Genomic DNA, 24,153 nt, shown 5'->3' with positions numbered 1-24,153 from the left:
GACTTAGCTCAGTAGGTAGAGCAACTGACTTGTAATCAGTAGGTCACCAGTTCGACTCCGGTAGTCGGCACCATTTATTTTCTTGCTTAGCAAGAATGCAAAGTAGAGACTTAACCATCACTACTTTTGCCTCGATAGCTCAGTCGGTAGAGCAGAGGATTGAAAATCCTCGTGTCGGTGGTTCGATTCCGCCTCGAGGCACCATATTTAGTTGTGGTGCTAGAAATAGCAACATGATGTAAAAAGAGATAATTCCCCCTTAGTTCAGTTGGTAGAACGGCGGACTGTTAATCCGTATGTCGCAGGTTCGAGTCCCGCAGGGGGAGCCACTTTAGAGAAAGCCGTGTCATTTGACACGGCTTTTTTCTTATCTGAAGAAAGCCGTAACTAGGCGTCCCCGTCATTTCACGCGGCTTTTTCGTATCTGCAACTTCTCTCAGAACACTTCCAGCCAAAAGCAGCCAAGACTAGGCGTCCCCGACGAAAGACTTGGCTTTTTTTTATCTGAAAAAGCCGTAACTGGGCGTCCCCATCATTTCACGCGGTTTCTCGGGGCTTCTCCCCTCCCTTTTTTCTTCATACCCAAATTAATTCGGTGTGTTTTCGGGCTACCCCTCAACTTTTCGGTACCTGATACAGCCTCCAGTGACTTAAACTTTAAACTTCCCCAGCACTAGCATTTCTGATTTGTCACCTTTGCTTATCTAGGCCAAAAATATCTGGCTAAATGGTGGATAAAATCCCCCCCCCCTTACCGCCAGTGGGAGCTCTAGGCAACGTCTCTGAAGCAGAGTAAACCGCACGATACCTTCGTCACTTTGACGCCCGGCGCCTGCAGGCCGTCTTTTTTTTGCTAACTTTAATGACAACAAAAGAAAAAAACCAAGGAAGAAATGATGATCACCCTTTACGGCTATCCGCGTACCCGCTCACTCCGCGTCTCATGGTTGCTTGAAGAGCTCAGCCTTGACTGGCAGTACCGCTTGGTTAATTTTGCCAAGAATGATCATCGTTCTCCCCAGTTCCTCGCACTTAACCCCCAAGGAAAAGTCCCCTGCTTATGCGATGACGGCCTAACCATCTGTGAATCTTCGGCCATTTGCCTATACCTAGCAGAAAAATATGGTCACCACTGGCTGCCTGAGCCCGGAACGGCCGAATCAGCCAGCCATCATGAGTGGGTCAGCTATATCATCACTGAATTGGAGCAACCGCTCTGGAGCATGGGCAAGCACCGTTTCGCCCTCCCTGAATCAATCCGCCTGCCGGAAATGCTTGCTGTCGCTGCCTGGGAATTTAAGAAAGCACTCAAAGTAGCGGAATCCCGTATGCATGGTGATGAGTACCTACTGGGGCATTTCCCAACCGTTGCCGATATCTTACTGGCCCATACCCTCAACTGGGCAATAAAGTTTGATCAGAAACTCCCACTAAAACTTGAGAGATATAGGCAATTTGTTAGTCGCCGGCCGGCACTTTCACGCGCTCTTAACCGTGAAAACCGTACTCTTCTGGATAGCGAATAACAGTGCTATAAGCCGTTTTACGCCAACAACAAGTTCAAAAACCGAGCGATCAGAGCAAAAAAGGCAAAGTCAGCATATTTTTATCAAAAAACCATTGACGCAAAGGCCGAAAACCTTTTTAATGCGCCCCGTTGCCTCGATAGCTCAGTCGGTAGAGCAGAGGATTGAAAATCCTCGTGTCGGTGGTTCGATTCCGCCTCGAGGCACCATATTCATATTGTGGTGCTAGATAGCAACATGATTTAAAAGAGATAATTCCCCCTTAGTTCAGTTGGTAGAACGGCGGACTGTTAATCCGTATGTCGCAAGTTCAAGTCTTGCAGGGGGAGCCACTTTCTATTTCAAGCAATGCTTGAAGGAAGTAAAACACAGTGTGCCGACTTAGCTCAGTAGGTAGAGCAACTGACTTGTAATCAGTAGGTCACCAGTTCGACTCCGGTAGTCGGCACCATTTATTTTCTTGCTTAGCAAGAATGCAAAGTAGAGACTTAACCATCACTACTTTTGCCTCGATAGCTCAGTCGGTAGAGCAGAGGATTGAAAATCCTCGTGTCGGTGGTTCGATTCCGCCTCGAGGCACCATATTTAAAAGTATGATGCTTACAATTAGGTTCCAAAGGTTATCGCGTTGCGATAATGTGTCGGTCCCTAGCCGGGCGCGGTCGATTCCGTCCTCGAGGCACCATATTTAGTTATGGTGCTAGAAATAGCAACATGATGTAAAAGAGATAATTCCCCCTTAGTTCAGTTGGTAGAACGGCGGACTGTTAATCCGTATGTCGCAAGTTCAAGTCTTGCAGGGGGAGCCAAACAAAGTGTGCCGACTTAGCTCAGTAGGTAGAGCAACTGACTTGTAATCAGTAGGTCACCAGTTCGACTCCGGTAGTCGGCACCATTTATTTTCTTGCTTAGCAAGAATGCAAAGTAGAGACTTAACCATCACTACTTTTGCCTCGATAGCTCAGTCGGTAGAGCAGAGGATTGAAAATCCTCGTGTCGGTGGTTCGATTCCGCCTCGAGGCACCATATTTAGTTATGGTGCTAGAAATAGCAACATGATGTAAAAGAGATAATTCCCCCTTAGTTCAGTTGGTAGAACGGCGGACTGTTAATCCGTATGTCGCAGGTTCGAGTCCCGCAGGGGGAGCCAAATAATTCTTGAGCATATTTTGCTTAAGTTAATAAAAATAATTTGCCGACTTAGCTCAGTAGGTAGAGCAACTGACTTGTAATCAGTAGGTCACCAGTTCGACTCCGGTAGTCGGCACCATTTTTGAAACCTCATCTTTGATGAGGTTTTTTTTTGCCAAAAATCCCCCTTTCTCTTCTAATAATGACGCGTAATCGCAGCCTTCCCCCCAGCAATAAGCACTCTTGCGCATATTGGAGAAATTAACTCGGTTAGGTAGAATCGGACCTTAGTATCAATAGGTTGCGCCGGACACCATGGCCAGTATCAAGCTATCAGTAGAGCGCTTAACCGAAGGGCTGTATATCAAGCTGCCTTTGCAATGGACAGATCATCCGTTTCTACTGAACCACTTCAAAATCAAAGACAGCCAACAAATCCGGCTAATAAAAAATCTGGGGATAAAGCACGTCCTGCTGATCCCGGAGAAAAGTGACAGCCAACCACTCGATCCAGACAATACCTTAGAAGCCATCAGCGAGCACGAGAGCCGCTTTCTCGACCAACAAGCCGATAAGCTATGGAAAGAGAAACAAGGCCGTATAGAGAAGCTCAAGAACTACAAACGAAAGCTACAACGCTGCGAAAAGAACTTTTCCCGTTCGATGGCACAGTTGCGATCAATTGTCGGAAAAATTAAAAACCGCCCCATGACAGCCGTCAAAGAAGCCGAAATGCTGGTCGAGGAGATGGTCGATGCCCTGCTTGAGGCCGACAATGTCGCCCTTCATCTGATGAATGAGGGCAGCGACAATGAAGATATCTACAGCCACTCGCTGAACGTCGCCATCATGTCGATGATGCTGGCCCGCTCCACCGGTATGGAGGGACAGGATATCAAAACGATTGCCATCGGAGCACTGTTCCATGATATGGGCAAATTGAAGGTACCAACGGCTATTACCCGCAAGACGACACCGTTAACCGAACCGGAGGAGAACTACCTAAAACTCCACCCCAAATACAGTGTCGACTTGGCCAATCTCTCTGATAGCTTTCCACCGCAGGCCAAGCCCATTCTTACCCAGCACCACGAATTGCTTGATGGCAGCGGCTATCCCAAGCAGCTCACAGCAGAGCATATCGATACCAAAGCCCAGCTTGTTGCGGTGGTCAATGCCTATGACAACCTGTGCCACCCGCAGGACCCAGCCAAGGCAAAGATCCCCTACAGTGCCCTTTCCTACCTGTTCAAACATAGAAAAGAGCAGTACAACAACGACTACCTGGCCTTGCTGATCCGCCTGCTCGGGGTTTATCCACCAGGCAGTGTGGTCCAGTTGTCAAATCAGCAACTGGGCCTGGTTATCTCGGTCAATTCAGAGAGTCTGCTGACGCCTAATATCTTGCTCTATGATCCAACGGTCCCCTCCAACGAGGCCCCGATCATCGACTTAGAAGAGAGCCACCTGAGCATCGAGCAAGTTATCCATCCAAGCAAGCTGCCGGACAAGGTTCATAGTTACCTCAATCCCCGCAGCCGGATTTCCTTCTACTTTGATCCTGATGATTAGCCCTGATAGACACTTTATGGCCGGTACCCACAGATAAAAAAACGCCCCTTATGGGGCGTTTTTCGTTTAAAGGTAAAGTGTCACAGCATTACCAGCTGAACATCTCTTTGATCCAGCCCGCGGGCTTGTTACCGTCACAGTAACCTTTGACCGAACCGTCTGGATCCCACATCGGCAATGAATGCTGTCCGGCACAGTCTCTGACCAAGGTGCCGTTAGGCATCTGGCTGAACTTGGCAGTGGTCAGCTTCTTCGGCCAAGGCAGTGCCAAACGTTCGGGCTGACGGCGCTTGAGATAGTCACCATACAATCGCAGTGCACCGGCAGAGCCGGTCAAGTTAACCGGTTTGTTATCATCGCGGCCTACCCACACCGTCACGACTTCACGTCCATCGGCACCGACATACCAGCTATCGCGATTTTTATCCGTGGTACCTGTTTTTCCGGCCAAAGCTGCCCAACCAAACTGGGGCTGGAGAAAACGTGCCGTACCTTGCGAGACTACGTTTTTCATCCCGTAGGTGGTCAACCAAGCAGCCTGTTCAGGCACTGTCTGGTTTGCCCTTGGCATCCACTGGTAAAGCTGGTTACCCTGCTGGTCAACGACTGCCCGCAGAGCCGTGAGGTCGGCTTTTAGCCCACCGCTGGAAACCGACTGGTACATCTGGGTCACCTCAAACGGCGTCAGGGTGAAAGCCCCCAGCAGGATAGAGGGTAGTTTCGGCACCTCGCCACGATCAACGCCCAAGTCCACCATGGTATCAATCACATCATTCAACCCAACCTGCATACCAAGGTTAACCGTAGGGACGTTGAGCGATTTTGCCAGCGCGTAATAGAGCGGTACCTCACCGCGAAATTTGCGATCGTAGTTCCGTGGCTGCCAGTTTTTTCCTTTGCTGCCACTAAGCATAATCGGCTTGTCTTCAACCGTTGTGGCTAAGGTGAACTGCTCAGGATGGCGCAGTGCCGCAAGGTAGACCGCCGGCTTGACCAGCGAGCCGATTTGACGGCTGGCATCCAGTGCACGGTTAAAGCCAGCATAGCCCGGATTACTGCCGCCGATCATAGCCCGGATCTCGCCAGTGCGCCGGTCGGCGGCCACCAGTGCCGTTTCGAGCTCAACGCCCGCTTTCTGCTTAAGCTTGGGTACCATACTGACCACGGCATCCTCAGCCTCCTTTTGAGACAAAGGATCCAGGGTACTGAAGATCCGTAGGCCTACACCCGGGGTATAGTTATTGCCGACCCGCAACTTAAGCTCGCGCCGCAGCTGCTGGAAATAGGCAGGCTGGCGACGGGCGATCATCGGTCGAGATTGAACATCCAACGGCCTTGATGCCGCCAATTCATAGTCCGCGCCAGATAAAGTCCCGCTGTCCATCATCAACCTCAACACCAGGTCCCGGCGCTGCTTGGCGCGTTCGGGGTTACGCCATGGATTGTAGTAGGAAGGTCCTTTTGCCATTGCCACCAGCAGGGCCTGCTGATCGATCCTGAGCTCCTGTAGCGGACGTCCGAAATACAGCCTTGCCCCTAAGCCAAAGCCATGAACCTCCTTGCCACCATTTTGCCCCAAGTAAATCTCATTGAGGTAGGCTTCGAGGATCTGATCTTTGCTATAACGATAATCAAGAATAATGGCAATGTAGGCCTCCCGGATCTTGCGCCATAGCGAACGCTCACGGGACAGGAACATGTTCTTGGCAAGTTGCTGAGTCAGGGTGCTTCCCCCCTGCACTGTCCTTCCGGCCTTGAGGTTGACCACCATGGCTCGGGCGATGGCCAGAGGAGAAACCCCATCATGATGGTAGAAATCACGGTCTTCGGTCACCAGCAAGGCATCAACCAGTACTTCGGGGAACTGCTCACGCGGCAAAAACAGCCGCTGCTCACTTTCTCCGGTTTCCAGCATTCCCAGCATCTTGGGCTCAATCCGTACGTAACCAAGCTGACGCTTTGACCCCGCCTCCTGAATACTTTTCAGCTCGCTGCCATCAAAGGTCAGCATAATGTGCCGAGCCCCCTCAGGACCGTCGGAAAACTCAAACGGACGGCGGATCACTTCAATGCGAGTCGACGAAGACGAGTATTCCCCATTGCGCTGTGGGGTGCGCACCTTGTGATATTGCAGTATATCCAACTCGCGACGGACTTCATTAAGCGTAATGGCTTGCCCCGGCTGTAAATCCAGCACCCGGCCATAGACAACAGCAGGCAAGTTCCATAGCTGGCCATCAAAACGATCACGGACAATGTTGTCGAGGTAAATCCCAACGACCAGCAGCACCGCAAGTACGGCAATGGAGACCTTCAGGCCAAAGCCGGCCAGCCACTTAAACCAGCCCGGTAGCCCCTGACGTTTCCCCTTCGTACTCTTCTTGCGGCTGCGGGTTGACTTGGCCGGGCGCTTCTTAGCCGTTACCTTGCTTTGGCTCGCAGCCGCCGGCTTGCGCTTGCGCACCGGTTTCTTGGTACCATCCTTGCCCGCGGCGGGCTTTTTGGGTGCCACTTTTTTAGGTGTCAGCTGTTTAGCTGCAGGAGCCACCGAAAGCCTTGCTTGCTCTGTCATCATGATCTTCTTTTTTTACATGTATTTTTTTGTTTTTTTCGTCGGCTCGTGATTGGCAGGATCATCCGGCCAAGGGTGTTTAGGGTAACGCCCTTTCATCTCTTTTTGCACCTCGCGATAAGCCCCCTGCCAGAAAGCAGCCAAATCGCGGGTGATCTGCAATGGCCTCTGGGCCGGTGAAAGTAGCTCCAGCACCACGGCGACTTTACCGTTAGCAATCATTGGCGAGGCTTTCTCACCAAACATTTCCTGCAATTTGACTGCCAGAACCGGATGCTGCCCCTGCTGGTAGCGGATCGCGTAGCGAGACCCCGTCGGCACCGTATAATGGGTGGGAAGGGCATTATCAAGCGCTTGCTTCTTATCCCAGCCAAGTCGTGCTTCCAGTGCCGCCAGCAAATCAATCCGTTCAAGGGCCTTAAGGGTTCTCATCCCGTTCATATACGGCAACAGCCATTCTGAGGCTTCCGCCAACAGGGCGCCATCGTCCAGCGCCGGCAACGCCAGCTCTGGCAGCCACTCTGCGGCACAGCGAGCGCGAAGCAGCAACGCTTCCGATGTTTTGCTCCATGGCAAGATACCTAACCCCTTACGCATGATGGCATTGAGCAGCGCTTCACTGGCCTTAGCCGGATCTGGCTCGCCCATTGGCTGACGATCCAGCACCAACTTGCCACAACACAAATGCTTCTCGGCAGTCAGCCGGCCTTTCTTGTCATCCCAATCCAGCCACTCACGCCAGATAAACAAATGGGGCAAGGCCTGTTGTAGCTCCGACAACTGGGCCGGAACGGCAGAGAAAATCCGGCTGTCACCCTGCCGGGTCTTTATGATATCAGCAACCACCAGCAGCTCTTCGTCCGCCAGCGGCTCATCCGGCATCATCATTGCCCCTTGGCCGTTGGCCAACTGATAACGGCTGTTTTTGCCACGGGACAAGGCGATCCTGTCCGGGAAGCCTGCCGCCAACAAAGGCGCGATCCACTCGCTAGCAACCTTGAGCCTTGCGTGCTTGTCACCCAGCTTCGCTAAATGCTGGGAGGCCCGTTGTAAGTAGGCTTTACTGCGTGATTGCTTGCCGCTCTCGACCAGGTTGAGCTGGAAGTGCAAGTCCGGGTTGTTGTTGCCCCTAGGTGGCTCTTCTAGCAGGGCAACCATCATCGCTGCCGTTGCCATGGCCCGCTCGCCATTCTGCTTCGCCATCAGCAACATCGTCGCATGACGGGGATCAACACCCAGCGCTTGTATCGCCGTGCCCATCTCAGTCATTCGGCCAGCGTCATCCAGGGCCCCCAAGCCAACCAATAACGCATGGGCTTGTTTCAGCGCAGGCGCTGGCGGTAAATCCAACCAATGCAGGTCCGCAGCAGACTGGCAGCCCCATTGTGCCAGCTCCATCGCCAGCGAAGTGAGATCAGCCCGTAAGATCTCCGGTTGCGGGGTGGCAGGCTGACGCGCCAACATCTCCTCACTATATAGCCGTAAACAAATCCCCGGCTCCAAACGGCCTGCACGACCGGCCCGTTGCTCGGCAGAAGAGCGGGCAATACGCACCGATTCGAGCCGGCTGATCCCGGTTTTCGGATCCCACAGAGCGACACGTTCCAACCCGCAGTCCACCACCATCCGGATCCCTTCAATGGTCAAGCTGGTTTCGGCAATATTGGTAGCCAGCACCACCTTGCGCTTGCCTTTCGGGGCCGGGGTAATGGCTTGCTGCTGCTGGCTACCGGTCAGCTGGCCGTATAGCGGACACACCAGAACTTCTTGCCCCAGCAGGCCGTCCAGTTGCTCGGCCAAGCGGCGGATCTCCCCCGCCCCCGGTAAAAAGACCAGCATCGAGCCAGATTCGGCAGACAGTAGCGCTGAAATTTCACGGGCAGTAGCCTCTATGAGGTGGGTCTTTTCGGCCAGTGTCTTGTAGCGCATCTCGACCGGGTAACTGCGCCCTTCGGACTCGATATAACCCGCCTCTGGTAATAGACCGGTTAGAGCATCGGCATCCAGCGTGGCCGACATCACCAACAGCTTGAGATCGTCACGCAGCGCTTCTTGTACTTCCAGTGCCAGGGCCAGCGAGGTATCGGCATGGATGCTGCGCTCATGGAACTCATCAAAAATAAGCAGATCGATCCCCGTCAATTCTGGATCCTGCTGCAACATCCGGGTCATAACCCCTTCGGTCACAATCTCCAGCCGGGTCTTGCTACTAACCCGGGTTTCGCCCCTGACCCGCAGGCCGACCGTTTCTCCGACCTGCTCACCAAGCTGCGAAGCGAGATAACGGGCAATGTTCCTCGCGGCCAACCGGCGCGGCTCCAGCATCACAATCTTGCCAGCAACAGCCTCCTGCTGCAGGAGCACCAGAGGCAAGCGGGTCGACTTACCAGCACCGGGCGGGGCTTTGAGGATCAGTTGCGCGCAGGCATATAGTTGGGTCTGCAGTGCAGGAAGCACGTCATCAATAGGCAGTTGTGACAATGGGAACACCTTGTGTCATATTCAATTTAGGCTTGGCCATTGTACCTTAACCCCATGAAAGAGAAAAAACAGCGCCTTTTCTTTGCATTAGCTCCCGATCGCAACAGCGAGGCTTTCCACCGCCTAGCCCACCTGTCGGCGCAGTGTAGCCAGTTCGGTCGCCCGGTCTCCGAGGATAACCTCCATATCACCCTGGCTTTTCTCGGCATGGTAACAACCGAACAAGCTGATACGGTTGTAACCGCTACCGAGCAGCTTACGGCTCCTAAGCCTCCAGCGGCCTTTTCGTTGCAACTGAACACATTAGGGTATTGGAAGCGCAGCAAGGTCATCTGGGTGGCTCCTAAGCAGCCTCCTGCGGCGTTGCTGACGCTGGCACAGCAATTGAAAGCCCTGGCTCTAGATTGCGGCCTCGAACAGGAATCGCGCCCCTACAGCCCTCATGTCACCCTTGCCAAATCCGTCGCCCGGCGTCCAGAGCCACTGCCGGTATTCGACAAAATAGATTTTCACTTCAATCACTTTGGCCTGTATATTTCCAAACCAGTCAGCCATGACGGCCGCCAAGGCGTCCGGTACCATCAACTCGGACAATGGCCTCTCGGCAGCCGTTACCAAGAATAACCAAAGGACAAGGCATGAAGTTCACCCCGCCATTACAATCAGCGACCCTGATCAAGCGCTACAAGCGGTTTCTCGCCGATATCACCCTGCCTGACGGCTCTACGACTACCATCCACTGTGCCAATACCGGTGCCATGACCGGGTGTGCCGAGCCGGGCAACACCGTGTGGTATTCGACCTCCGATAACCCGAAGCGAAAATATCCGCATAGCTGGGAATTATCACAAACACCAGAAGGGCACAGTATCTGCGTCAACACCGCACAGGCCAACCGGTTGGTCGTAGAGGCGATTAACAAGAATGCCATCACAGAATTGGAAGGCTATGCATCACTCCGTACAGAAGTTAAGTATGGTAGTGAAAACAGCAGGATAGATGTTTTACTACAAGATGGGGAAAAGCCGGATTGCTACATCGAGGTAAAAAGTGTCACCCTGCTGGAACAAGGAACGGAAGGGCAAGGATATTTTCCGGATGCTGTCACCACCCGAGGACAAAAACACCTTAGGGAGCTAATTGAAGTGGCACAAAATGGTGAGCGTGCCATACTTTTTTTCGCAATTTTACATTCGGGGATTGAAAAAGTATCTGCGGCACACCATATAGACCCGGATTACTTTTCATTAATTCAGCAAGCAGAACGGGCTGGCGTAGAGATCCTGTGTTACAAGGCGGTATTGAATCCAACGGAACTCTACCTTGAACATCGCATAAAATTCGACCAGTAAGTACCTCAAAGTGATGCTTTCTTCACATTGGTATAAAATTGAATATATGCAGCAATTGCCACACTCTTCCCTTTCTGCTATAGATACCGCCCAAATTTAACCAGTGACGGTTATTAGGTATATTAGGAGATGCTATATGCCAGAGAGCAACGTTAAAAAATCGCTAGGCATCCTGGCTATTGCTGGGGTTGAACCTTACCAGGAAAAAGCTGGCGAAGAATACATGGGTGAAGCTCAGCTAGAGCACTTCCGTAAAATTCTTGATGCCTGGCGCAACCAGCTACGCGAAGAAGTTGATCGTACTGTAAACCACATGCAGGATGAAGCGGCCAACTTCCCAGATCCTGTTGACCGTGCTGCTCAGGAAGAAGAGTTCAGCCTGGAGTTACGCAACCGAGATCGCGAACGCAAGTTGATCAAGAAAATCGAAAAGACACTTCAGCGTATTGAAGATGATGATTTTGGTTTCTGTGAATCTTGCGGTATTGAAATTGGTATCCGCCGTCTGGAAGCCCGTCCAACCGCCGATCTATGCATCGACTGTAAGACGCTGGCTGAAATCAAAGAGAAGCAGATGGCCGGCTAGTACGCTACGTACAGCACCATGATAGTCAAGAGGGAGCGCCAAGCTCCCTTTTTCGTTTGATACCAAACTGAATAATATTCTGGCCTATCCGCGAGAATATTATTCAGTTTGGTATAGTGATTTTCTTATGAGTACAAACAAGCAATATATCGGCCGCTTCGCCCCCTCCCCATCAGGCCCGCTGCATTTCGGCTCACTGGTTGCCGCCCTTGGTAGTTACCTTCAAGCCAAAGCAAAACAAGGCGCCTGGTTGGTCAGGATGGAAGATCTGGATCCGCCACGGGAAATGCCCGGCGCTGCGGATGATATCCTACGCACCCTGGAAGCCTATGGCCTTGAGTGGGACGGCGGTATCATGTACCAAAGCCAGCGCCACGAAGCGTATCAAGCTCAGATAGCAAGCTGGCTTGACCACCAGCAGGCGTATTACTGCCAATGTACCCGTAAGCAAGTCAAACAAGCTGGGGGATTTTACCCGGGTAACTGCCGGGACAAACAGCTTGGTGCGGCTGGCAATGCTATCCGCCTCAAAGTTGACGCCCCCGTGCTGGCTTTCGACGACCTGCTGCATGGCCGTATCAGCATCCCAGCTCCGCTGGCTGAGGAAGATTTTATTATCCGTCGCCGCGATGGGCTATTCGCCTATAATCTGGCTGTAGTACTGGATGATATCGCGCAAGGGATCACTGAAGTGGTTCGGGGCGCCGATTTAATTGAACCAACCGGCCGCCAGATTGGGCTATATCGCCTACTCGGCCAACCGGAAGTAAATTATCTGCACTTGCCGCTGGCAGTGACAGAGAATGGCAACAAGCTATCAAAGCAGAACCATGCCCCGGCAATCGACAAGGCGGACCCAAGGCCTGCCCTTATCGAAGCAATACGGTTTTTGGGTATGCAGCCGCCGGTAGATCTGGCCTGCTCATCAACCAGCGATATCCTGCTTTGGGGCATTGCCCATTGGCAGCTGTCAAACCTGCCGCAAACAACGGCGATTACCCTGGCCCCGTCTCATCCTTCACACGGGTGAAACCAAGCGCCTGCAGTATTGTCGCCGAGCTAACAGTTAACCGCCTTGTTTGCCTCAAAGTGGCTGAAAATGGCCTTCATAATGCAAGGAAACAAGCGCTAGGATTCTAAAATGGGCTGCCGTGATATATGATATGCGGCTGTTTGTTGAATCCGAACCACATAAATGAGGTGTATTATCTTTAATCGAGTCGCCAGCTTTTGCCGTAAGGTACTGAATCGAGACGCAAGTGATCTCGACCATGAGGAACTCGCCTTGCAAGTTTATCAGCGCCAAGAGCACGGTATTTCACGTAAAGATATCAGCGAAAATGCGCTGAAGGTCCTTTACCGCCTAAATAAAGCCGGGTATGACGCCTATCTGGTAGGTGGTGGTGTTCGCGATATCCTGTTGGACAAACAACCTAAAGACTTCGACATAGCCACCAATGCTACGCCGGAAGAGATCAAGCAGCTATTCCGTAACTGCCGCCTAATTGGCCGCCGTTTCCGCTTGGCACATATCCTGTTTGGTCGTGATGTTATCGAGGTGGCAACCTTCCGTGGCCACCATGCAGATGCTCAGCCAAGCCTTAAAGACAAGAAGCAGGTCTCGGCCCAGAGCCAAGAAGGCATGTTGCTGCGTGACAATGTCTACGGCACCATCGAAGAAGATGCCGAACGCCGTGATTTCACGATCAACGCACTGTATTACAGCATCAAGGATTTTACCGTTGCCGATTATGTCAACGGAGTCGAAGATCTCGACAACCGCATTGTCCGCTTGATAGGTGATCCTGAAACTCGCTACCGGGAAGACCCGGTACGGATGCTTCGTGCGGTACGCTTTGCCGCCAAGCTAGATATGACCATTGAGCCAACTACCGCGGGTCCAATCAATCAGCTATCAAGCTTGCTGCAGGACATCCCAGCCGCCCGCTTGTTCGAGGAAAGCCTCAAGCTGCTTCAGTCCGGTGACGGCCTTGCGACCTACAAGCTGTTGCGCGAATATAACTTGTTCCAGCAACTGTTCCCGCTGCTTGGCGAGCACTTCACCGAAGATCACAGCAGCCAGACGGAACAGATGATCGAGCACATTCTGGCGGCGACCGACAAGCGCATCGCCGACGGAAAACGTGTTAACCCAGCCTTTATGTTCGCAGCCATGCTGTGGTATCCGCTGGTTACCCGTGCCGAAGAAGTCGCCTTTGCCAGCGGCCTGGCTTACTATGATGCATTCATGGTGGCGGCGAATGATATTCTCGATGAGCAGGTCAAGAGCATTGCTATCCCGCGCCGCTTTACGACCACGATCCGTGATATCTGGCAACAACAGACCCGCTTTAGTCGCCGCAACGGCAAGCGTGCCTTCAAGATGATGGAGCACCCGAAATTCCGTGCAGCCTTCGATTTCTTGGAAATGCGCGGTAACTTCGAAAACGAAGAGATTGCCGATCTCGCTCAGTGGTGGGATCAATTCCAGCACGGTGACCGCAATCTGCGACACAAGATGGTTCAAGAAATCAACGAGGGTGGCACTGGTGCACCGCGCCGCCGTCGCCGTCGTCCGCAGCGCCGCAAGAAGCCACAGGCAAAATCATCATGATCCTGGCCTACATCGCGATCGGCAGTAACCTGTCCGATCCTGTCGCCCAGGCAAACAGTGCGATCGAGGTGCTCAAGCAGCACCCCGATCTCAATGTGGTCGCCGTATCCTCGCTCTACAGCAGTACCCCGATGGGACCACAAGATCAGCCAGACTACGTCAATGCTGTCATCGCTGTCGAAACCGAACTCAGCCCGTTGGCCCTGCTCGACTGTACCCAGTCTATAGAGCAAGAACACGGCCGTACCCGCAAGGCTGAGCGCTGGGGGCCACGTACGCTGGATCTCGATATCGTTCTCTACGGCGACCTTGAGCATCACTGCGAACGCCTTACGGTGCCGCACTACGGAATGAAAGTCCGCGAGTTTGTATTATACCCACTCGCTGAAATTGCCCCTGAGTTGGTACTGCCGGATCACACTCCGCTAAAAACACTGCTGGAGCAGGTAGACCGTAACGGGCTGAGCATCTGGTCTCAGTAACCGTTTCTCAGGACCAAAGGGAGAACACATGAAAAAGATCACTATCAACGACCTGATGAAATGGAAGCAGGAAGGTCGTAAATTCGCCTCAGTCACCGCGTATGACGCCAGCTTTTCCCAGCTGTTCGAACAGCAAGGCGTCCCAGTTATGCTGGTCGGTGACTCCTTGGGTATGGTACTGCAAGGCAAGCCTGACACCTTGCCGGTAACGGTTGAAGATATCGCTTACCACACCCGTAGTGTCCGTGCCGGCAGTCCGAATTCGCTGCTGATGGCCGATATGCCGTTTATGAGCTACGCCACACCAGAGCAAGCCTGTGAAAATGCCGCCACTTTAATGCGTGCCGGCGCCAATATGGTCAAGCTGGAAGGCGGAGCCTGGCTCGCCGAAACCGTGACCAAATTGACCGAACGGGCCGTACCTGTCTGTGCGCATTTGGGGCTAACCCCTCAATCTGTCAACATTTTTGGCGGCTATAAAGTGCAAGGACGTGACTCCGACCACGCTGAGCAGATGGTAAAAGATGCTATTCTGCTGAAAAACGCGGGTGCACAGATCATCTTGCTCGAGTGCGTACCGGCCAGCTTGGCAGAGCGCATCACCAATGCCGTTGAAGTACCGGTTATTGGCATCGGTGCTGGCAATGTAACCGATGGCCAGATCCTGGTAATGCACGATATGTTCGGGATCTCGGCAAACTATATGCCCCGTTTCTCCAAAAATTATCTGGCAGAAACCGGCGAGATGCGCGCAGCCGTTACCAAATACCTAGAAGATGTCGAGGCCGGAACCTTCCCAGGCCCAGAACATACCTTTGAATAAGGAATAAAAATGCAAACATTCGCCGAGATTGCCCCGATCCGAGAGCAAGTCCGAAGCTGGCGCCGCGAAGGCCGCCGGATTGCTTTCGTGCCGACAATGGGAAACCTGCATGAAGGCCACCTGACGCTGGTCCGCAAGGCCCGTGAATTGGCAGATGTGGTCGTGGTTAGCATTTTTGTCAATCCGATGCAGTTCGACAAGGCTGACGATCTCGACAACTACCCGCGCACGCTGGAAGATGATCTTGCCAAGCTGAACAGCGAAGGGGTGGAGCTGGTCTTTACACCGACTCCCGACAACATGTACCCGGAAGGCCTGGATCGCCAAACTTTTGTTGAGGTACCAGGACTCTCCACCATGCTTGAAGGTGCGCTGCGCCCAAGTCATTTCCGTGGCGTCTCGACGATTGTAGCCAAGCTGTTCAACATTGTTCAGCCTGATATCGCCTGTTTTGGCGAGAAGGACTACCAGCAACTGGCCCTAATCCGCCAGATGGTGATCGACCTAGCAATGGACCTTGAAGTGGTTGGCGTAACGACCGTTCGTGAGATGGATGGCCTAGCCATGAGCTCACGCAACGGCTACCTGACCGTCGACGAGCGCCAGCGTGCACCGGTACTGGCCCGCACCATGCGCTGGATCAGTAGTCAAATGCGTGGTGGCCGCACCGATTACGCTGAAATCGTAGTGGATGCCAACGACCAGCTGCGCGCTGCAGGATTGCAACCGGATGAAGTCTATATCCGTGATGCGGTTAGCCTGCAGCCTGTGAGCGAAGAAACCCAACAAGCGGTGATCTTGATGTCAGCCTTCCTCGGCAAGGCACGCCTTATCGACAACCAAGTGGTTGAGCTAAATACGGCAACGGCAACAGCTGCGGAGGAATAACCTTCCTTTGCCATCACCATAAAAAATCCCGGCCAAGGCCGGGATTTTTGTTTCCTGCTTAATCGATTTTTTGCTCGTCAGTTACGAGCGCAGACCGATACCACGTGAGATCAAGTAGTAACACAGGCTATACAGAATAGCGGTGAAGGCCCCCAGTACCGCGAAAGATGTACCGATACCGACATCTGACACCCCGAGGAAGCCATAGCGGAAGGCATTAACCATATAAACAATCGGGTTCAGCTTGGAAACACTCTGCCAGAAGTCCGGCAGCAGGCTCAATGAATAGAACACGCCACCAAGATAGGTCAGTGGAGTCAGGACAAAGGTTGGAATAATACTGATGTCGTCAAAGGTCTTGGCGAAAATGGCATTGATCAGGCCACCGAGCGAGAACACCACCGAGGTCATCAGTACCGTTGCGACGACGACGCCAAAGTGGGCGATCTGCAGGTCAACAAACAGCAAAGAGACCACCGAGACAATCACGCCGACACCGAGGCCACGCAATACCCCACCACCGACAAAACCGGCAATAATGATGTAATTCGGCACCGGTGCCACCAGCAACTCTTCGATATTGTGCTGGAACTTAGCACTGAAGAAGGAAGATGCCACGTTAGAATAGGAGTTGGTGATCACCGACATCATGATCAGGCCAGGTACAATATACTCCATGTAGCTGAAGCCACCCATCTCCCCAATCCGGCTGCCGATCAGGTTCCCGAAAATAACAAAATACAAGGTCATGGTAATGGCCGGTGGCACCATGGTCTGAACCCAGATCCGGGCAAAGCGATTCACCTCTTTGGTGATCAGGCTTTTGAAGGCGATCCAATACTGGCGGTTCATGACTGGGCTCCTTGCTTGTTCTTGCTATTGCTCACCAGAGTCACGAACAACTCTTCAAGTCGGTTGGCCTTATTACGCATTGAGATAACATCAATTCCCTGCTCGGTCAGCTGGGTAAACACATGGTTGAGGCTATCCCCTTTTTTGATGTCGACTTCCAGGGTGTGGTTGTCAGGCAGCTTCCAGCCTATGCCGTCGAGCACTGGCTTGTTGCCGTTAAGCTTCACATCCAGAATGAAGGTTTCGACCTCCAGCTTACCCAGCAACGCTTTCATCGAGGTATTCTCAATCAGCTCGCCATGGTTGATGATGCCGATATTACGGCACAGCATTTCCGCTTCTTCAAGGTAGTGGGTGGTGAGGATAATCGTCACCCCTTCACGGTTGATTTCGCGCAGGAAATCCCACATCGAACGGCGTAACTCGATATCCACACCGGCGGTTGGCTCATCGAGGATCAGCAAGCGAGGCTCGTGCATCAGCGCTCGGGCTATCATCAGACGGCGTTTCATCCCGCCAGACAGATTACGGGCACGTTCTTTGCGTTTACCCCACAGATCCAGCTGGGAGAGGTACTTCTTCGCCCTCTCTTTTGCCAATTCCTTTTCCACGCCGTAGTAACCGGCTTGGTTAATCACGATCTGCTCAACCGTCTCAAACTGGTTGAAGTTGAATTCCTGCGGCACCAACCCCAATTGCTTCTTGGCCTCGACCAGCTGGGTATCCAGATCATAACCAAACACCTTCACTTCGCCCGAGGTCTTGTTAACTAATGAGCTGATCACGCCGATTGTGGTTGATTTACCAGCACCGTTTGGGCCTAACAGAGCAAAAAAGTCGCCTTCTTTAACACATAAGCTCATGTTTTTCAGTGCATTAACGCCACCTTTATAGGTTTTGTTTAAATTTTTTATTTCCAAAGCGTTCATAAAATGCGATCTTAATGTTAGAAACTTTCTTCGGACAACTACTCCGATTTGATATCCAGATAGCTTGTGTATAGTTAAATCCGGTTTAGATAGGTATCAGGACTCCTGCAGGACTGATACCTATATAAATTGTTTTTCCTCAGAACAAGGGAACCTCCCTCTTCTGTGGATATAAAATATCAGAGAAAGGCATCATCATGGCAGATATTAAACAGCTATTCGCAAATAATGTGGCTTGGTCAGAGAACATTAAGGAAGAAAAACCAGAGTTCTTCAGCCATCTTGCGGAAGCCCAGCATCCCGAGTACCTCTGGATCGGTTGCGCCGACAGCCGAGTTCCCGCCGAACGCCTAACTGGATTGGACTCCGGCGAGCTATTTGTTCACAGAAACGTTGCTAACCAAGTGATCCATACCGATCTCAACTGCCTATCTGTGGTTCAATACGCTGTAGATGTACTGAAAGTTCGTCACATCATTGTCTGCGGCCACTACGGCTGCGGCGGGGTTACCGCCGCTATCGAAAACCCCCAGCTTGGCCTGATTAACAACTGGCTACTGCATATTCGTGATCTTTACATGAAGCACCGTTCCGATTTGGGACAGCTGCCACGTGAAGAGTGGGACAATAAACTGTGCGAAATCAACGTTGCCAGTCAAGTCTACAACCTAGGTAATTCAACCATCATGCAGCAGGCGTGGGAACGCGGCCAGCAAATCAAAGTCCATGGCTGGATTTATGGTATCAACGATGGTGTCTTAAGTGATCTTGGCGTCACGGCAACCAGCCGCGAATCGCTGGAAGTCTCATACCAAGCAGCAATGGCAGAGCTTCTACCAAGCAAGGGCTAACGGCCTTGCTCACAAGAATAAAAAAGCGACTGCCTTGCAGTCGCTTTTTTAATACTCTTAAAAACCAAAAACTTAGTCTTCCAGAGGGATAACCTTTCCGATAAATGGCAAGTGGCGATATTTCTGTGCGTAGTCGATACCCACACCAACCACAAACTCGTCAGGGATTTCGAAACCAACCCATTTGACGTCAACGTGCACTTCACGGCGCTCCGGCTTATCCAGCAAGGTACAGATCTCAATCGAGTTTGGCTCACGCAGCGACAGGATCTCACGCACCTTGTTCAAGGTATTACCGGTATCGATAATATCTTCAACCAACAGTACGTCCTTGCCCTTGATGTCATCATCCAGATCTTTAAGGATACGGACATCACGGTTGCTTTCCATGGTATTGCCATAACTTGATGCAGTCATGAAGTCGACTTCATGTGGAAGTTCAATAGCACGAGCCAAATCTGCCATAAATACAAACGAGCCACGTAGCAGGCCCACCATCACAAGATCTTTAGAATCTTTATAATGTTCAGTAATTTGCTTTCCCAGCTCTAATACACGTGCCTGAACGTCCTGCTCAGAAATCATTACTTCAATGGTATGTTTCATCTTTATCTCCATCAGTACGGCTCAATCAGCCGCCTGTCGGCTTGCGGTAAAAACGGAGCCTTATTCTATCACCCCTAAAAAGTAATAGTTATTTTATCGTTCCTGTCAATTATATGATACAGAATGAATAAAACACGATTGAATATAGATGGTTGCTGCTGTAAAGTGACAGCGCGTATAAAACATAATCAAAATAATGACAATTGAGCTAGGAATCATCGACATGGATACGATCGCGAAAAAAACAAGGACTCGTCTATCCCCAGAAAAACGCAAAGAGCAGCTTCTCACCTTTGCCTTGGATGTCTTTGCAAGACGTGGCATCGGCCGTGCGGGGCACGCTGATATCGCCGATATGGCCAACGTTTCAGTTGCCACCGTTTTCAACTATTTCCCAACCCGTGAGGCCTTGGTCGAAGAAGTCTTGACCCAAGTCGAGCAGCGCTTCAAGGTGATGATGGGCGACGGCTTTGCTAGTGGGCAACCACTAGATAAGCAACTCACTGACGTTTGCTTCCACCTAATTGATGAGGTGATAGAGCAGCAAGACTGGATAAAAGTGTGGTTCGAGTGGAGCACTTCGGTCCGTGAGGAGATCTGGCCCCACTTTGTCAGCAGCAACAAGGACCATTTCACCAAAATTACCGAGCTGTTCGAACAAGCCAACCTCTCGGGTGATTTTTCTGCCTGCGATCGTGCATGGCAATTCCAGGGCCTATGCTATGTCCTCTACCTGCAAGCCAATATCAACCCTGAGCGGGAGGAGATGCAGGCTTTAGCGGCGAACCACATCAAAGCGCTACTCAAGAAGTAGGACACTGCTTTGGCACAAACGAAACAAACAAGGCCGGTCATAAGACCGGCCTTGTGCTTTGTACTACCAACGAGACTGGACAGGTTCGGCTAGCTTGCCGCCGCAAACACCACTGGCTCATGCGGCTCTAGGGTGACAGCAACTCTCTCGCCGATCTGCAAGATAAGGTGGGAATTGACAATCAGACTATGGCCTTGGAATTCCACCGTATAGCGACAGATATCGCCCATAAACAGTTGCTCGGAGATCACCCCTGCCCCATCTTCAGATGGCTGAACATTGAGGTTTTGTGGACGCAGCAGCCACTCCGCATCACCATTGCCTGCAGGGGCACGATTAACATTAATCGAGCCAAAAGGTGTCGATAAGGTTTTGTTACCAGCCAATGTCACCGGTAGGTAAGATCCGGTACCGAGGAACTCGGCAACAAAGCGGCTGCTTGGACGGTAGTAAAGCTCCGTTGCGCTACCAAACTGCTCAATCACCCCGTTATTCATTACCGCCATGCGGTCGGCAAAGGCGAACGCCTCTTCGCGGCTGTGAGTAACAAAAATCGCTGTGACTCCCTGTGCCTTGAAAATACGGCGGATCTCTTTGATCAGACCATGACGCACTTGGGTGTCGATATTAGAAAACGGTTCATCCAGCAAGATCAAATCCGGCTCGCAAGCCAATGCACGGGCAATGGCAACACGTTGCTGCTGACCACCGGACAACTGATGCGGATAACGATCATCAAGCCCAGTCAAACGAACGAGCTCCAACATTTGTTGGATCTTAGCCGTCACTTTTTCCTTACCCCAATCACGTAGGCCAAAGGCGATGTTTTCCGCTACCGTTAGGTGCGGGAACAACGCATAGTCCTGGAAAATCATACCGATATTTCGCTTCTCAGGCGGCAGCCAAGTCTTCTCATCAGCAATCGTGCGGCCATTGATGTGGATGACCCCACTCTCCAGCGGTAACAAGCCTGCAATGGCTTTGAGCAAGGTGGTTTTACCGCAACCACTGGCACCTAAAAGGCAGACAATCTCATTGTCTTTTACCGGCAAAGACAAATTTTCCAATACAGCCTGACCATTATATTTACAGGTCAGGTTATTTACAGATAATGCATAAGTCATCAGTGTTTCTGCTCCAAAGAACGGTTGACCATCACCAGTGGGATCAGACCAACAATGACCAATAGGATCGCCGGTAAGGCAGCCAGCTCAAGCTGCTCGTCAGAAGCGAAATTATAAACATAGGTTGCCAGTGTCTCGAAGTTGAACGGTCGCAGTAGCAACGCAGCATTGAGCTCTTTCATCGACTCAATGAACACCAGCAGGCCCGCAATCAGACAACCACGACGGATCAGCGGTAAATGGATCCGGCGCAGCATCGCCATAGAGGCATAGCCCATGGTCTTGGAAGCCATATCGAGCGAAGGCGGGATTTTGGCCAAACTACTTTCAATACTGCCCACGGCGACCGCCGCAAAGCGCACCACGAAGGCGAAGACAATAGCAAACATGGTACCGGAGAAAATCAACCCCGGCCGGCCCAAGCCGTTGGCAATAGTAAAATCATTGAGTAAATGATCAGCGCTGGTCAGTGGGATCATCACACCGATTGCCAGCACCGTCCCCGGTACCGCATAGCCCAAGGAAGAAATTCGTGTCGGTACAACAGTGATACTGCGACCATCCAGGCGGCGGTAAAAATTCACGATCAGCGCCAGGGCAACCGCCAGTACAGAAGCGATAAGCGACACTTTCAAACTATTGAAGCTGTACTGTTGGAATTGGCTGGTCCAGCTATCGCCAAAGTAATGCCAAGCATAATAAGCTAGCTGCATCAGCGGCATCAGGAAGGCAAAGCCAATCAAGCCCCAGCACCAGCTCAATGCAGCCCACTTTTTCCAGCCGGAAAGGGTATAGCGAATATCATCGCCATGCTCAAACTCCTGCTGGAACAGCTTCTGCTTACGGCGACTGAAACGCTCAGCACTGATCAGAACAAAGATCATCAGCAGCATGATAGCCGATATTTTTGCCGCGGCATTAAGGTTGGAATAGCCAAGCCAAGTATCGTAAACCGCCGTGGTAAGGGTATTGACCGCGAAATAGTTGACGGTACCAAAATCGCCCAGTGTTTCCATCGCCACCAGCGATAAACCCACTGCGATTGAAGGACGGGCCAGCGGCAGGGAAATACGACGGAAGCTGTCCCACGGGCTGCACTTGAGCAAGCGAGCCGACTGCAGCAAGCTGGTACTTTGTTCCATGAAGGCCGCGCGGGCCAACAAGTAAATATAAGGATAGAGCACCAACGCCAATACTAGACTAGCACCGCCAAGCGAGCGGATATTCGGGAACCAGTAATCATGGATGGTTTGCCAGCCAAAAATATCACGCAGTAGGATCTGGACGGGACCGGCATAATCAAACCAGTCGGTATAGATATAACCGATAATGTAGCCCGGCATAGCCAAGGGGAGCACTAGCGACCATTGCAGCACCCTTTCACCCGGGAGCCGACACATCGCCATGATCCAAGCTGACGGTAAACCGAAAAGCAGCGCTAATAGCATAGTACCGGCCACCAACCAAAAGGTATTGGAGGCATAGGTCGGCATCACGGTTCCCATCAAGTGGGAGAAGACGTCATCGGTCTCACCGAGGGCGGTGTAAAAAATGGCCAGAATAGGCAAAACCAGCAGCAGGGAAAAGCCCCAACCGCTGGTTCGCCAAAAGAGATATTTTTCTTTCATTGCTTACTACTTAGTACCTTTTGCAATCAAGATGTGGCACCGGAGTTCTCTACCTTCGGTTAGGCCTCCCGAGACAGGGAAATAACCTTGCTACAGGAGGGGAGAAACTACCACAACTTATTGGAAAAAGTACTTAGCCTTTAGCAATAAATGGGGCATGACGCCCCATTTTTTGTAACCAATTACAGATCAAACTTCACTTCATCAAGCAGTTTGATAGCTGTGCTGTGGTACTCGGCAACCTTATCCAGAGAAACATCATCCGCGTTGAAGTCACCCCAAGATGCCACTAGTTCAGAACGCTTAACGCCTTCTTTCACTGGGTATTCATAGTTTACTTCCGCGTACATCTGCTGCGCTTTGTCGCCAGTCAGGAATTCCATCAGTTTCTGAGCATTTTCTTGGTTCGGCGCGTATTTCGCCATTGCCATACCACTTACGTTAACGTGGGTGCCGTTGCTTTCCTGACCTGGGAAGTTAATGTATACCGCTTCAGCCCATGACTTCTGCTTCTCGTCACTGACCATCTTACCAAGGTAGTAGCTGTTACCGATGGCCAGATCACACAGACCTTCTTTCACTGCTTTAACCTGTGCACGGTCGTTACCCTGCGGCTTACGAGCTAGGTTTGCTTTGTAACCTTCTAGCCATTCTTTGGTTTCGGCTTCACCGTAGTGAGCAATCATCGAAGAGACTAGAGAAATGTTGTATGGGTGCTTACCAGAACGAGTACAGATTTTGCCTTTCCACTCAGGATTGGCAAGGTCAGTGTAATCAAAGTCCGCTGGTAGACGACCGACACGGTCACGCGATGAATACACGTTACGGGTACGTAGTGTCAGAGCAAACCATTCGTCTTCGTTATCACGGAACTGTGCTGGTACATTACCATCAATGACTTTGCTATCTACTGCCTGTACAAGCTCTTTATCAGAAAGCTCAACCAAACGGCTGATATCTGTGGTCAAAACCACATCAGCAGGGCTGTACTGGCCTTCTCGCTGCAGCATTTCAGCCAAACCTTCTTTAGCAAACTTCACGTTTACTTTAATACCCGTTTCAGCCGTAAATTCCTTGAACATAGGCTCAACCAAGAATGGCTGGCGGTATGAGTAAACATTCACTTCTTCAGCAGCGATAGCCGCTTGAGGAGCCGCCAAACCCACTAGAATTGCCGATGCCAACAGCTTTTTCATTTTTATCCTTCCCTTAAACGCAAAATGTAATGATAACGGTTATCAATATCGCTCAATTATACTGTAGCCGAAAAGCAAAACAATGCGTAAAAGCAAGAAAAAATAAAAAACGCTGCCAATTAGCAG

20 protein-coding genes and 11 tRNA genes are annotated in these 24,153 nt (G+C 51.5%); 23 read left to right on the top strand and 8 right to left on the bottom strand.

Going from position 1 to position 24,153, the window contains the following annotated elements; genetic code table 11:
- The first annotated feature begins 128 nt into the window (after window positions 1-128).
- The 13 genes from L4D79_RS24760 to L4D79_RS24700 all read left to right on the top strand — a co-directional run bounded on the left by L4D79_RS24760 (window position 129) and on the right by L4D79_RS24700 (window position 4,229).
- Window positions 129-204, top strand: a tRNA-Phe gene (locus L4D79_RS24760).
- 49 nt (window positions 205-253) lie between these two features.
- Window positions 254-329, top strand: a tRNA-Asn gene (locus tag L4D79_RS24755).
- A gap of 567 nt (window positions 330-896) precedes the next feature.
- The gene (locus tag L4D79_RS24750; protein WP_428655467.1) at window positions 897-1,526 is read left to right on the top strand and encodes a glutathione S-transferase family protein; all 630 of its coding nucleotides are present in this window, start codon (window positions 897-899) and stop codon (window positions 1,524-1,526) included.
- Window positions 1,527-1,659: 133 nt separating this feature from the next.
- Window positions 1,660-1,735: transfer RNA gene (locus L4D79_RS24745), tRNA-Phe, on the top strand.
- A 47-nt stretch (window positions 1,736-1,782) separates the two neighbouring features.
- Window positions 1,783-1,858 (top strand) — tRNA-Asn (locus tag L4D79_RS24740).
- A gap of 43 nt (window positions 1,859-1,901) precedes the next feature.
- Window positions 1,902-1,977 (top strand) — tRNA-Thr (locus L4D79_RS24735).
- Window positions 1,978-2,032: 55 nt separating this feature from the next.
- Window positions 2,033-2,108 (top strand) — tRNA-Phe (locus L4D79_RS24730).
- A 151-nt stretch (window positions 2,109-2,259) separates the two neighbouring features.
- Window positions 2,260-2,335: transfer RNA gene (locus L4D79_RS24725), tRNA-Asn, on the top strand.
- Between the two features lie 10 nt (window positions 2,336-2,345).
- Window positions 2,346-2,421: transfer RNA gene (locus tag L4D79_RS24720), tRNA-Thr, on the top strand.
- A 55-nt stretch (window positions 2,422-2,476) separates the two neighbouring features.
- Window positions 2,477-2,552 (top strand) — tRNA-Phe (locus L4D79_RS24715).
- A gap of 48 nt (window positions 2,553-2,600) precedes the next feature.
- A tRNA-Asn gene (locus tag L4D79_RS24710) sits at window positions 2,601-2,676 on the top strand.
- 44 nt (window positions 2,677-2,720) lie between these two features.
- Window positions 2,721-2,796: transfer RNA gene (locus tag L4D79_RS24705), tRNA-Thr, on the top strand.
- 176 nt (window positions 2,797-2,972) lie between these two features.
- Complete coding sequence (locus L4D79_RS24700) at window positions 2,973-4,229, top strand: cyclic di-GMP phosphodiesterase (RefSeq protein ID WP_428655465.1); 1,257 nt, start codon at window positions 2,973-2,975, stop codon at window positions 4,227-4,229.
- Between the two features lie 88 nt (window positions 4,230-4,317).
- Here L4D79_RS24700 and mrcB read toward each other — a convergent pair whose 3' ends face one another.
- Window positions 4,318-6,801: a penicillin-binding protein 1B gene (gene mrcB, locus L4D79_RS24695; RefSeq protein WP_428655478.1), complete on the bottom strand. Its 2,484-nt coding sequence runs from the start codon at window positions 6,799-6,801 to the stop codon at window positions 4,318-4,320.
- Window positions 6,802-6,816: 15 nt separating this feature from the next.
- Window positions 6,817-9,282 carry an ATP-dependent helicase HrpB gene (gene hrpB / locus L4D79_RS24690; RefSeq protein WP_428655463.1) on the bottom strand — a complete coding sequence of 822 codons (2,466 nt, stop codon included), beginning with the start codon at window positions 9,280-9,282 and terminating at the stop codon, window positions 6,817-6,819.
- A gap of 39 nt (window positions 9,283-9,321) precedes the next feature.
- Here hrpB and thpR point away from each other — a divergent pair, with 39 nt between their 5' ends.
- The 8 genes from thpR (at window position 9,322) to panC (ending at window position 16,027) form a co-directional block, all read left to right on the top strand.
- Window positions 9,322-9,906, top strand: coding sequence for an RNA 2',3'-cyclic phosphodiesterase (thpR, locus tag L4D79_RS24685; protein WP_428655461.1), 585 nt, complete (start codon window positions 9,322-9,324; stop codon window positions 9,904-9,906).
- 14 nt (window positions 9,907-9,920) lie between these two features.
- Entirely contained in the window at window positions 9,921-10,634 is a 714-nt protein-coding gene (gene sfsA / locus L4D79_RS24680; RefSeq protein ID WP_428655459.1) for a DNA/RNA nuclease SfsA, read from the top strand.
- 136 nt (window positions 10,635-10,770) lie between these two features.
- A complete protein-coding gene (gene dksA / locus L4D79_RS24675) occupies window positions 10,771-11,220 on the top strand; it encodes an RNA polymerase-binding protein DksA (protein ID WP_107349982.1) in 450 nt (149 codons plus the stop codon).
- A 127-nt stretch (window positions 11,221-11,347) separates the two neighbouring features.
- Window positions 11,348-12,250 (top strand): tRNA glutamyl-Q(34) synthetase GluQRS, encoded by a 903-nt coding sequence (gene gluQRS, locus L4D79_RS24670; protein ID WP_428655456.1) that lies wholly within the window; start codon window positions 11,348-11,350, stop codon window positions 12,248-12,250.
- 213 nt (window positions 12,251-12,463) lie between these two features.
- Window positions 12,464-13,834: a polynucleotide adenylyltransferase PcnB gene (gene pcnB / locus L4D79_RS24665; protein WP_428655476.1), complete on the top strand. Its 1,371-nt coding sequence runs from the start codon at window positions 12,464-12,466 to the stop codon at window positions 13,832-13,834.
- The gene (gene folK / locus L4D79_RS24660) at window positions 13,831-14,316 is read left to right on the top strand and encodes a 2-amino-4-hydroxy-6-hydroxymethyldihydropteridine diphosphokinase (RefSeq protein WP_428655454.1); all 486 of its coding nucleotides are present in this window, start codon (window positions 13,831-13,833) and stop codon (window positions 14,314-14,316) included. The genes pcnB and folK overlap by 4 nt, the downstream gene beginning before the upstream one ends.
- Window positions 14,317-14,344: 28 nt before the next feature.
- Window positions 14,345-15,139: a 3-methyl-2-oxobutanoate hydroxymethyltransferase gene (gene panB, locus L4D79_RS24655; RefSeq protein WP_428655452.1), complete on the top strand. Its 795-nt coding sequence runs from the start codon at window positions 14,345-14,347 to the stop codon at window positions 15,137-15,139.
- A 9-nt stretch (window positions 15,140-15,148) separates the two neighbouring features.
- A complete protein-coding gene (gene panC, locus L4D79_RS24650; protein ID WP_428655449.1) occupies window positions 15,149-16,027 on the top strand; it encodes a pantoate--beta-alanine ligase in 879 nt (292 codons plus the stop codon).
- Between the two features lie 81 nt (window positions 16,028-16,108).
- Here the strand turns inward: panC and L4D79_RS24645 are convergent, their stop codons facing one another.
- Complete coding sequence (locus L4D79_RS24645) at window positions 16,109-16,879, bottom strand: ABC transporter permease (RefSeq protein WP_428655447.1); 771 nt, start codon at window positions 16,877-16,879, stop codon at window positions 16,109-16,111.
- Window positions 16,876-17,808, bottom strand: a complete 933-nt coding sequence (locus L4D79_RS24640; RefSeq protein WP_428655445.1) for an ABC transporter ATP-binding protein — start codon at window positions 17,806-17,808, stop codon at window positions 16,876-16,878. Before L4D79_RS24640 ends, L4D79_RS24645 begins: the two co-directional genes overlap by 4 nt.
- Window positions 17,809-18,005: 197 nt before the next feature.
- Between L4D79_RS24640 and can the strand changes: the two genes are divergently transcribed.
- Window positions 18,006-18,659 (top strand): carbonate dehydratase, encoded by a 654-nt coding sequence (can, locus tag L4D79_RS24635; RefSeq protein ID WP_428655443.1) that lies wholly within the window; start codon window positions 18,006-18,008, stop codon window positions 18,657-18,659.
- Window positions 18,660-18,731: 72 nt separating this feature from the next.
- Here the strand turns inward: can and hpt are convergent, their stop codons facing one another.
- Window positions 18,732-19,265, bottom strand: a complete 534-nt coding sequence (hpt, locus tag L4D79_RS24630) for a hypoxanthine phosphoribosyltransferase (protein WP_428655440.1) — start codon at window positions 19,263-19,265, stop codon at window positions 18,732-18,734.
- A 223-nt stretch (window positions 19,266-19,488) separates the two neighbouring features.
- Between hpt and L4D79_RS24625 the strand changes: the two genes are divergently transcribed.
- Window positions 19,489-20,079 carry a TetR/AcrR family transcriptional regulator gene (locus L4D79_RS24625; RefSeq protein WP_428655438.1) on the top strand — a complete coding sequence of 197 codons (591 nt, stop codon included), beginning with the start codon at window positions 19,489-19,491 and terminating at the stop codon, window positions 20,077-20,079.
- A gap of 89 nt (window positions 20,080-20,168) precedes the next feature.
- Here the strand turns inward: L4D79_RS24625 and L4D79_RS24620 are convergent, their stop codons facing one another.
- The 3 genes from L4D79_RS24620 to L4D79_RS24610 all read right to left on the bottom strand — a co-directional run bounded on the left by L4D79_RS24620 (window position 20,169) and on the right by L4D79_RS24610 (window position 24,027).
- Window positions 20,169-21,203 carry an ABC transporter ATP-binding protein gene (locus L4D79_RS24620; protein ID WP_428655436.1) on the bottom strand — a complete coding sequence of 345 codons (1,035 nt, stop codon included), beginning with the start codon at window positions 21,201-21,203 and terminating at the stop codon, window positions 20,169-20,171.
- The gene (locus L4D79_RS24615; RefSeq protein ID WP_428655434.1) at window positions 21,203-22,831 is read right to left on the bottom strand and encodes an ABC transporter permease; all 1,629 of its coding nucleotides are present in this window, start codon (window positions 22,829-22,831) and stop codon (window positions 21,203-21,205) included. The genes L4D79_RS24620 and L4D79_RS24615 overlap by 1 nt, the downstream gene beginning before the upstream one ends.
- A 182-nt stretch (window positions 22,832-23,013) precedes the next feature.
- The gene (locus L4D79_RS24610) at window positions 23,014-24,027 is read right to left on the bottom strand and encodes a Fe(3+) ABC transporter substrate-binding protein (RefSeq protein WP_428655432.1); all 1,014 of its coding nucleotides are present in this window, start codon (window positions 24,025-24,027) and stop codon (window positions 23,014-23,016) included.
- Between the last annotated feature and the right edge of the window lie 126 nt (window positions 24,028-24,153).

The sequence above is a fragment of the Photobacterium satsumensis genome, from assembly GCF_050336935.1.
GTDB lineage: Bacteria > Pseudomonadota > Gammaproteobacteria > Enterobacterales > Vibrionaceae > Photobacterium > Photobacterium satsumensis.
The sequence above is the reverse complement of the archived record's forward strand: the minus strand, read 5'-3'. Positions and strand labels throughout refer to the sequence as shown.